Consider the following 8,877-nt stretch of genomic DNA (forward strand, 5'->3'; position numbering starts at 1 on the left):
CAACGCCAGTGAACCTTCTTGAATCACCATGAATATAAAATTCATTATTAATCAACAAGTTAATTATTGTTTTAGTATTTCTGATCGTTCCTTGTTGTTCATTGCTTAGGATTCACCTATAATTATTTTGCACCCCCATAGCACCCCTGAAATGCCAAGGTTGACTAAAATGATTGCAGCAATAACAAACAGTTTGATTAAAACGTTAAAGCCAAGCAAAGAGCGCTATGACGTTCGTGATACGACGCTTAAAGGGTTTATGGTCCGGGTTTTTCCAAGCGGAAAAATGTCATATCGCTGTCAGTATACGCGAGGTAAGCATATTACCCTGGGTGACGTAAATGTATTAAAAGCAGCGGAAGCGCGGGATGAAGCGAAAAAGATTTTAGGTGACTATGCAAAAGGTATCGATCCAGCTCAGGTACGAAAAGAGGCCAGGTTGGCAAAAGAAGGCGTTATGACATTTAACCGGTTTTTAGATGAGGTTTATGAGCCGTGGTTAAACGTACATCGAGCCGATACGGCACACGACACGTTGAGAAGTTTGCGTAATAGCTTTAATCAGGTAATAGGTAATTTACCCTTAGATGAAATAGCGCCCATGATTTTAGAAAAGTGGCGAGTGAAACGATTTAAAGAAGATGGCGTCATGCCGAAAACGGTAAACCGGCAAGTCGCGTTGCTCAAAGCAGCGCTATCACGTGCAAAAAAATGGGGTTTTATTTCAGCGCATCCTTTGGCAGATTTTGAAATGGCAAAATCAACGGATACTTCAAGGGTTCGGTATTTGACTCAAGATGAATATAAACGGCTGCTGAAAGCGATTGATCGGTATGAACAACAGCTAGTGAAAGCACGAGAACGTGGCAACCAATGGCGAGAAGCGCGAGGTTATGAATTAATGCCGAATTTGTCTAAGCAGCGATTCGCCAGTGATTTAGCACCCAAGATTTTATTAAGCTTGGCATCGGGAATGCGTCAATGTGAGTTGAGACGCATTCGACGAGAAAAGCACATTTATTTTGCGCAGCAAGGATTAAATTTAACAAAAGAAGTGACTAAAACAAAGAAACCACGATTTATTCCGTTAGATGATCAAGCGTGGCAAGTGCTTATGGACTGGCTAGCTCAAACCAAAGCAACGATTGGCGAAAAGGGGCTGGTTTTCCCAGGAGAAGACGGCAAAAAACCATTTGATAACATGAAAAAGTCATGGAAGACGGTGCTTAAAATGGCTGAGATTGAAAACTTTACTTGGCATGATATGCGACATGATTATGCCTCACAATTGGTGATGGCGGGTGTTGATTTGAATACTGTCAGAGAGCTGCTCGGTCATGCTGATATTAAAATGACTTTGGTGTATGCGCATTTGGCACCAGAGCATAAGCGGAAGGCTATTGAGAAATTACAGCATCGTCGCAGTGGGTTATTAACAGATGAATAAGAGGTGGCAATATGGCAAAAAAATCTGAGTTAACGATTGAAGATAAGCATTATTCAGCTTTCTTGAAGGCCGCACAGTCAAAAATTGTTTCGACGCGCATTAGCATGGCTAAAGCGGCTTGCAAAGCGCAGATTGAGTTGTATTGGTGGTTTGGAGAGCAAATTGTCAAAGCGCAAGAACAGCATGGCTGGGGAAGATCGGTTGTTGAGCAGCTTGCTGTTGATATAAAGAAAAGCTTTAAAGGGACGACTAAAGGATTTTCACCCCAGAATTTATGGTATATGCGGCAATTTTATTTGGAGTACAAGGATTATCCAAATCTCCAACAAGTTGTTGGAGAAATTCCTTGGGGGCAAAACTTGCTTATATTGGCGCAGGTTAAGGATTACCAGGCTCGCGAGTATTATTTAAAATCTACACGTGATATGGGCTGGACACGTAATGTTTTGGAAGTACAAATTAAGTCTCAGGCCTATGAGCGCCATATTCTTGAGAAAAAAGATCATAATTTCCAGGCTGCTTTACCCGTTCATCTAGCTGAACAAGCAGACAAAGCGATGAAAAGCGTTTATATGCTCGATACGTTAGGATTAACCCAGCCGGTACTCGAAGCACAGCTTGAAGAAAGCATGGTGGGAAAAATTAAAGAAGTCATGCTGGAGTTAGGCTACGGCTTTGCTTTTATTGGTAATCAATACCGCATTGTTGCACCCGGCGGGACAGAGAATTTTATTGATTTGCTATTTTACAACAGACGCCTGCAATGCTTGATAGCGATAGAGCTAAAGACTGGCAAATTCAAGCCGGAATATGCTGGTAAAATGAATTACTACCTTAATTTGCTAGACGACTTTGTCAAAGAGCAATGGGAAAATCCTTCTATCGGTATTATTTTATGTACATCCAAAAATCATGTTGATGTGGAATATGCGTTACGCGGTGTTGACAAACCTGTCGGCGTTTCAGAGTTTACTTTATCACGCAGCCTCCCTAAAGCCTTGCGCGACAAATTGCCGGATGCAAAAGAAATTGAAAAAGAAATTTTAAGGCAGATGGATAAGCCTGACGAGACAGTTTAAGAAAGATGCTAGGCTGCATCTATAAAAACAGCCTCGAGCTGCGTGCACTTGAAGCAGCACCGTAACTTTAGGGTTACGATGTGCGTCCCTGGTGACTCATGATGAGTTGCTGTCCGGTGTTATTCTAAAGGCAAGAAGCTTTACAGGATAATGCTGTTTAACTAACCAGCTGTGTTAAACGGCTGGTATTTTCAATGTAATCATTGCCGAAGCTTCAGCTTAGCAATTGACTTTAACTTAGCCCACGACTTTTCGTGGCAACTCAACTTGGCGTATTAACGCTTTTTAACCGAAAAGGCCGTTTGCTCTCATCCGAAGACGCAGCGGCTTTTTTTATTTAACTCACTGTTTGGATCATACACTGGCCGGACAGATTCCTACTTATCGGCTTATCCAATAAGCCTGTCTAGTATTCGCTGCAATAGCAAACCACGTGCTGACGAAACAACTTGCTTAACAGATTTTATCTGACAAAGCGGTAGGTTTTCAGCCTCAGCCATTCTTAGACACTTTTGCAACTTCGTTGCCTGTATCAGCATTATTGCTGATGCAGAGTGTAACATCACTCACCTTTTGGCGATCAGTTTAGCTGATCATGAATGGTTGGTCAGTTGAGGTTGTTATCGGAGCGTCACGTTGAACATTGAAAATGTACAACGTGACGCTCCGCGCAGGAATATTTTTTCAAATTAAAAACAAAGCATTACGAATTAGGTCGTGGCGTGCAAGCCGCGTGCAAACAAAAACACAACACCAAGAGGAACAAACCTATGTCAAAGAAGCATGCTTTTAAAGGCTCATTCATCAATGTACTCAAGCATAATAAAGACGGTTCATTTAGAACACAAGACGACAGACGCAAAATCTTATTGGAAACAGCCGATACCTTATGGTCAATGGGTTACAAATTAGACGGGGCTAAATTCATTCGCACTCGCCATATTTATAAGCTGATTGACCACTGGAAAGCTAACGGTAATGAAGCAGGTACGCTTCGCAATAAAGCCGCCGCACTACGATGGCTGATGGAGAAGTTTAACAAAGCTGAAGTTGTACCGGACAACAAAACGCTAAAAATTCCTAAGCGGCAATACCTCACCAATAAAGACAAGTCACGAGATTTAACCAATGTTGATCTGGAGCAGATCAATAAGCCACTCAGAAAAATGAGCTTGCAGGGTCAAAAACTCTTTGGCTTGCGGGTTGAGGAAAGCCTCAAAATTCAGCCTCATGTAGCTGACTGTGGCGACAGGCTTTTTCTCAAGGCCAGTTGGACAAAAGGCGGCAGGGAGCGTTTTATTCCGATACGCACACAAGAACAGCGTCAGTGGCTAGATGAAGCAAAGGCCCTGGTGAAATATAAAGAGCAATCGCTCATTCCACCCGAGAAAAGTTATAAAACCTATCGCAATACAATCAACCAATATTTTAGACGAAAAGGCATTTGCAAAACACATGGGCTTCGCCATCAGTATGCGCAAACCCTTTATAAGGAATTAACCGGCTGGGAAAGCCCTGCCAAAGGTGGGCCATCACGCAAGCAACTATCACCAGAACAAAAGCTCATTGATAGAAATGCTCGTTTAGAACTTTCGGCCCTATTAGGCCATTGCAGAATTTCGATTGTGGCTCAGTATTGTGGTCAGTAGAACATTATGTGCAGCAGCTCAAGAAAAGCGAGATTTTATACAGGCTTAGCTAAAAATTACCGCACATAATATTTATCTTTCCTAGCATATTACGGCTGAGAAAACATATGTCTCACAACGTTCTCTGAGTAATGCCGGGCAATGTCAGCAATAAAGGCTGGAAAATCCACGTGTGCCTCATGGTCAGCGCGATCAGAAATGGTTCTAATCACAACAAACGGTATGTTATAGTCATGGCAAACCTGTGCAACCGCTGCGCCTTCCATCTCGACAGCTAGGGTTTTTGGCTGTTCGCGTAGAATAGCTTCTGTTCTTTCTGTGTCTGCAATAAACTGGTCGCCGCTGGCAATAACACCAAGGTGGCAACGCGGCGCTCTAATGCTGAACTTTTCTAATGCTGCTGTTGGAATTTTTGCTTCTGGTCGAGCAAGCAAGTCTTCAGCAGCGGCCGTGGCCTTTTTAATCAAAGCGTCATCTGCTTTAAAAAAAGTAATTCCGGTCAGCGGTACCTCATGCTTTGGAAATAGTGGTCGTGGATCCATGTCGTGTTGATACGCTTCACTGGAAATAACAATATCTCCGATATTAAGGTCAGGAGAGGCGGCACCTGCGACGCCTGTAAATATAAGCTGATCGACTTTAAATTCAGTAATAAGTGAAGTGGCTGTGGCGCTTGCTGCGACTTTACCCCAGCGTGAAAACACAAGGACTACGTCGGTGTCGTTAATTTTACCCTTATAATATTTTCGACTGCCATGCTCTGTTTCTTCGATGTCTGTCATTTGTTCACGAATAATATCGACTTCTTCCGGCATAGCGCCCATGATACCGATTGTCATAACCTTCCCCTTGCTTAGATAAATTTAAATGGATTGTATGAGACGCCGTAGTCGTAGGCATCAATACCTTCGCTTCGCTTCAGAAAATTCACTAGCAACTGTGCTGGATAAACAAAAAGTAAGGCATAAATAATTTCTAAAAAGTATGCGTCGAAAAAAATGTGCATGGTGGCTTTGATGTGGATAAACGGCGTGAAAGCAATCAGTACGGTTAATAAAATCAATATGAGCTCAGATATGCATGTTGATAAAATACTTCGTATCCAAAACACACGCCCTTTTGCAAATATCTTCCATTTGGATATAAAGTACACATTAAGCAGGCCCGCAATAGCATTTGATATAATCCCGCCAAAAACAAACAGCCAGATGTGTCCTAAAATATCGGTATATTCGTTTTGGTACTGTCCAATACCTGATGAACTTAGGTGAATTACTGAGGTAATTAAAATAGCAAATAAAGCTTCGCAGATCAGCCCATACCATACCAACTTCATTGCGATTTTCCAGCCATAGACTTCACAGGTGACATCACCAATAATGTAAGTCAGCGGGAAAAGTATTGTTGCTCCTGATTCGATGAGGCCAAAGAAATAAGCAAATTTGAAAGCCACTACATCTGCTGAAATGCTGACAGTCATATAGGCCATAGCTAAAAGAAGAATAAACTTTGAGTTAAGCCTAAGTGGTTTATTATTCGGTATCATGTTCACCTCCTTTACTTAAGTCAGCAAACATTTGTTTTATAATTTTTTCGTATTGCTTTTTTGCTTCCTCGAGATTGGAAGATTTCTTAATAAGAATATCCGCCGCGCATAGGAAGCCAAGTTTTATGCAGTCTGTAGGGTGAAATTTTTCAATGAGCATTGAATCATCGATAAGCTCTTTCAGGGGGACTTCACGCAAATTAAGCTTACTTACGGCTTGATAGGTAATTTGAGTACCTTTATCAAAGTTAGCCTCGTCCTTAACTTTCACTATCTTACACGGATAGCGGTTTTTTATGCTTTCAACAGAATAATAGAATCTATTTTTTAACCTATCTAACAAACTCTTCATGAGAGCTACCTCCTAAGCGAAAATTGGCAGTCGGTTATGATGCCGACTATCTGCATATCCTCCGTATACTCGCTTTTTTTATAGGTTTTATTGTTTGCGGGTACTAAAAACGCAATCTCGTTTTCAATAGAAAATTTCCTGACAATTAAGGCGTTAAACTGTTTTACAAAGGCTAAAACAATATCGCCACTATTGGGTTGATAGTTTTTATCATGACAAATAAAGATAGTCGCGCTTGCCGGTATAGTAGGCTCCATCGCTTCGTCTGGCATTAGCATTGCAAACGTATCTTTTGCGCCGTCTTTTAAGGCTACCCATTCGTTAGGCTCAATGTTATCCAGCGGCTTTCCTTCTAAAACTTCACAGATTTGCTTGCTGTGTAGCAGCGGGACCTGTTTGTAAGCCTTCAATAATTGATATTTGGGGTCGTCTGCAATAAACATTGCGCCTTCGCCGGTTGCAAGCCAGCGGGTATTGAGCCCAAGAGCAGTCGCAATTTCAAATGTAAATCGAGAAGCTTTTGTGTCGCTTGTGCATAGGAACTGAATGACTTGCGGCTTTACATCAATAGCTCTGGCTAGGTCAGCCTTACGTGTACCTGTCATTTCAAGCGCATAAACCAATCGTTCTGAGAGGTTATTGAGTGTCTGCTTTTTATCGTCCATGCCTTGTATTTTATAGAAAAGTTGTGAAAAATCCATTAATTTTTATAAAAAACAATAAATTATAAAATTTTCTTTTATTTATAAAGAATTCTTGCTTTTTTAGAAAAATAGGGCTAACCTAACACGTAAACACTCTCCCAGCCATAAATTAGGTCGGATAATAGCGGAAGAATGATGAGAGTGATTTTAGGCGACTTGCTAGCACTGGTACTGCCAGCAAGTCTGTTATGAGGTAATGAAGTAATGATCCTGCATACCTCGAGCCAAATCATAACATAATAAATGGAATTCGAGCCAACAGATTCTTCATTGCCTCGCCTTAATAAGAGGTGTGCATGATGCAAACTATTCAAACCAATCAAACAGAGTTAGTTGAGGTTTTAACACTTCAATTTAAGATTTTTGTTTTTCAAAAACTCATAGCACTTACACCTTATCTTTATGTGAATTTTCTACCACCCTCAAGTAACAGGCTTGCTGCTAGCCTTCTTGGAAAAGCAGTGGAATCAGGCGCGTCCAGTATGCCCGCTGGACGTTTCGCCTGGTTTTCATCAGTCATTAAAAAGGAGATCAAATCATGCTAGTACTGACACGAAAACTCGGTGAGGCCATTATCGTCAATGGCGACATAATTTACACCATTCTCAGCATCAAAAACAACCAGGTAAGAATCGGTGTTGAAGCACCGAAAGATATCAGCGTGAATCGACAAGAGGTTCAAGGAAAATTGAAGGCAGAAAAAAAGAGCCTGAATCGCACTAGATAACTGCTAAACGATTTTATCATGATAGAACAAGGGGGTCGTATGTTGACATTAAATTCAATTTCACAAGCTCGTGATACTTATCTTGAATTTCTTCACCAAGAAAAGAACATGCATAAAATATGGCATAATCCACTGCTAATTGCCTGTGAGAATGCCGAACTAAGCTTTGAAGATTGCCGGTTCTTATTTTCTCAGTATTATTATTTTTCTAAACACTTTACACGATTGCTGGGTGCTGCCCTTATGAATAGTGAGCAAGATAAGCATCGTGCAATGCTGGTTGAAAACTTATGGGAAGAATCCGGTGAGCAGGATTTAGAAAATAGACATTCTGAAATTTATAAACGTTTTTTGTGTAATAGCTTGCAGGTTGAGAATGTAGAACAGATTGAGTTTGAGCCATTTACAAAGCTATTTATCCATGAGTACATTGCACTTTGTCAAAAAAATGAGGCTGACAGTTGTGCAGCGATTCTTGCGTTTGCAACCGAAGCAATTGTGCCGAGGCTATATCAAGTATTCAAGAAAACCTTATTAGGTGTTGGGTTAGCCGAAAATGACTTGCTATTTTTTAATATTCATATCGAATGCGATGATGCGCATGCAGCCACCTTGGAAGCAATGGCGATGTCTTATATTGATCAACCTTTTAGTCTGGAGCGATGCCAGCACGCTATCAGGCAAGCACTTGATTTGCGAGATCAGTTTTTTAGTCAGCTTTATCAAGCCATGATTAATCGTCGTTTGTTGAAACTATTACAACCGCTGGTTAAGCACTCGGAATTTGCAGATGCCAAAGCCATTTATCAACATGGCAACGATAAATTAACGCCGCTTTACAGCAATAAAAGTGAATCGTCTAGCCTGCTATTTTCAGTGGGGCGTTATGATTATCCAAGCCATGTGCTTGACCCGCGTTTGCTTAAAATTCCTGTGGGTTGTCATAACGAAAGGCATGCTCATGCACATGAGTCGGTGTTTTATATCGCCCAAGGACAAGCAGAAGTTCATATTGATGACTGCGTGTTATCTGCCTCTAAGGGTGAGGTTGTCTATGTCCCGCGATGGCTGGAGCATCAAACTCACAATATTGGTAAAGAAGAGCTGATTATTTTTGCTATCACTGATTACAAGCTAACTCGACATTTTTCAGGTAATTCTGAGGCTTCTTATCGAAAGGCGCCTGAAAATGTTTTTCAAGATGTGACTGTATGATTTTCAAGGAGATTCGCTATGATAGATGGAACACTGTATTTAACGCAACGTGAACAGCAAGTGATGGGGCTAACAACACAAGGCTTATCCAGCAAAGAGATTGCCAAAAAGCTGAATATTGATTTTTCAACGGTAGAGCAGTATTTGTTTCGCGTGAG

The 8,877-nt window shown here is 41.2% G+C and carries 10 protein-coding genes and 1 pseudogene (1 of these 11 cut by a window edge); 6 read left to right on the top strand and 5 right to left on the bottom strand.

Features of this window, described 5'->3' with window-relative positions:
- Positions 1–151 precede the first annotated feature (151 nt).
- The 3 genes from COV52_02225 (at position 152) to COV52_02235 (ending at position 4,175) form a co-directional block, all read left to right on the top strand.
- The gene (locus COV52_02225; protein ID PIR11749.1) at positions 152–1,447 is read left to right on the top strand and encodes a recombinase; all 1,296 of its coding nucleotides are present in this window, start codon (positions 152–154) and stop codon (positions 1,445–1,447) included.
- An 11-nt stretch (positions 1,448–1,458) separates the two neighbouring features.
- Positions 1,459–2,526, top strand: a complete 1,068-nt coding sequence (locus tag COV52_02230) for a hypothetical protein (protein PIR11750.1) — start codon at positions 1,459–1,461, stop codon at positions 2,524–2,526.
- A gap of 770 nt (positions 2,527–3,296) precedes the next feature.
- Positions 3,297–4,175, top strand: a complete 879-nt coding sequence (locus tag COV52_02235; GenBank protein PIR11751.1) for an integrase — start codon at positions 3,297–3,299, stop codon at positions 4,173–4,175.
- Positions 4,176–4,264: 89 nt separating this feature from the next.
- On the opposite strand, the gene COV52_02240 is transcribed toward COV52_02235, so the two are convergent.
- From COV52_02240 to COV52_02255, 4 genes are read right to left on the bottom strand one after another with little or no spacing between them, the layout of a single operon-like run.
- The gene (locus COV52_02240) at positions 4,265–5,014 is read right to left on the bottom strand and encodes a 5'-methylthioadenosine/S-adenosylhomocysteine nucleosidase (GenBank protein ID PIR11752.1); all 750 of its coding nucleotides are present in this window, start codon (positions 5,012–5,014) and stop codon (positions 4,265–4,267) included.
- Between the two features lie 14 nt (positions 5,015–5,028).
- Positions 5,029–5,721, bottom strand: a complete 693-nt coding sequence (locus tag COV52_02245; GenBank protein ID PIR11753.1) for a hypothetical protein — start codon at positions 5,719–5,721, stop codon at positions 5,029–5,031.
- Positions 5,708–6,073, bottom strand: a complete 366-nt coding sequence (locus tag COV52_02250) for a hypothetical protein (protein PIR11754.1) — start codon at positions 6,071–6,073, stop codon at positions 5,708–5,710. The genes COV52_02245 and COV52_02250 overlap by 14 nt, the downstream gene beginning before the upstream one ends.
- Before the next feature lie 5 nt (positions 6,074–6,078).
- Positions 6,079–6,774, bottom strand: a complete 696-nt coding sequence (locus COV52_02255; GenBank protein ID PIR11755.1) for a hypothetical protein — start codon at positions 6,772–6,774, stop codon at positions 6,079–6,081.
- 299 nt (positions 6,775–7,073) lie between these two features.
- Here COV52_02255 and COV52_02260 point away from each other — a divergent pair, with 299 nt between their 5' ends.
- Genes COV52_02260 through COV52_02270 form a run of 3 tightly spaced genes read left to right on the top strand, consistent with a single transcriptional unit; the run spans position 7,074 to position 8,719 of the window.
- Positions 7,074–7,322 carry a hypothetical protein gene (locus tag COV52_02260; GenBank protein PIR11756.1) on the top strand — a complete coding sequence of 83 codons (249 nt, stop codon included), beginning with the start codon at positions 7,074–7,076 and terminating at the stop codon, positions 7,320–7,322.
- The gene (gene csrA, locus COV52_02265; GenBank protein PIR11757.1) at positions 7,316–7,504 is read left to right on the top strand and encodes a carbon storage regulator; all 189 of its coding nucleotides are present in this window, start codon (positions 7,316–7,318) and stop codon (positions 7,502–7,504) included. Before COV52_02260 ends, csrA begins: the two co-directional genes overlap by 7 nt.
- Before the next feature lie 18 nt (positions 7,505–7,522).
- Positions 7,523–8,719, top strand: a complete 1,197-nt coding sequence (locus tag COV52_02270) for a hypothetical protein (protein PIR11758.1) — start codon at positions 7,523–7,525, stop codon at positions 8,717–8,719.
- Here the strand turns inward: COV52_02270 and COV52_02275 are convergent.
- A pseudogene (locus tag COV52_02275) lies at positions 8,701–8,877 on the bottom strand (hypothetical protein) (it continues 717 nt past the right edge of the window). The gene COV52_02270 and the pseudogene COV52_02275 sit on opposite strands and share 19 nt — an antisense overlap.

The sequence above is a fragment of the Gammaproteobacteria bacterium CG11_big_fil_rev_8_21_14_0_20_46_22 genome (genome assembly GCA_002796245.1).
In the GTDB taxonomy this organism is placed as follows: domain Bacteria; phylum Pseudomonadota; class Gammaproteobacteria; order UBA12402; family UBA12402; genus 1-14-0-20-46-22.

Excerpts from the sequence above, each read along its gene's own strand:
- COV52_02225 (PIR11749.1), top strand. The coding sequence starts at position 152 with ATGCCAAGGTTGACTAAAATGATTGCAGCAATAACAAACAGTTTGATT.
- COV52_02230 (PIR11750.1), top strand. The coding sequence starts at position 1,459 with ATGGCAAAAAAATCTGAGTTAACGATTGAAGATAAGCATTATTCAGCT.
- COV52_02235 (PIR11751.1), top strand. The coding sequence starts at position 3,297 with ATGTCAAAGAAGCATGCTTTTAAAGGCTCATTCATCAATGTACTCAAG.
- COV52_02240 (PIR11752.1), bottom strand. The coding sequence starts at position 5,014 with ATGACAATCGGTATCATGGGCGCTATGCCGGAAGAAGTCGATATTATT.
- COV52_02245 (PIR11753.1), bottom strand. The coding sequence starts at position 5,721 with ATGATACCGAATAATAAACCACTTAGGCTTAACTCAAAGTTTATTCTT.
- COV52_02250 (PIR11754.1), bottom strand. The coding sequence starts at position 6,073 with ATGAAGAGTTTGTTAGATAGGTTAAAAAATAGATTCTATTATTCTGTT.
- COV52_02255 (PIR11755.1), bottom strand. The coding sequence starts at position 6,774 with ATGGATTTTTCACAACTTTTCTATAAAATACAAGGCATGGACGATAAA.
- COV52_02260 (PIR11756.1), top strand. The coding sequence starts at position 7,074 with ATGATGCAAACTATTCAAACCAATCAAACAGAGTTAGTTGAGGTTTTA.
- csrA (PIR11757.1), top strand. The coding sequence starts at position 7,316 with ATGCTAGTACTGACACGAAAACTCGGTGAGGCCATTATCGTCAATGGC.
- COV52_02270 (PIR11758.1), top strand. The coding sequence starts at position 7,523 with ATGATAGAACAAGGGGGTCGTATGTTGACATTAAATTCAATTTCACAA.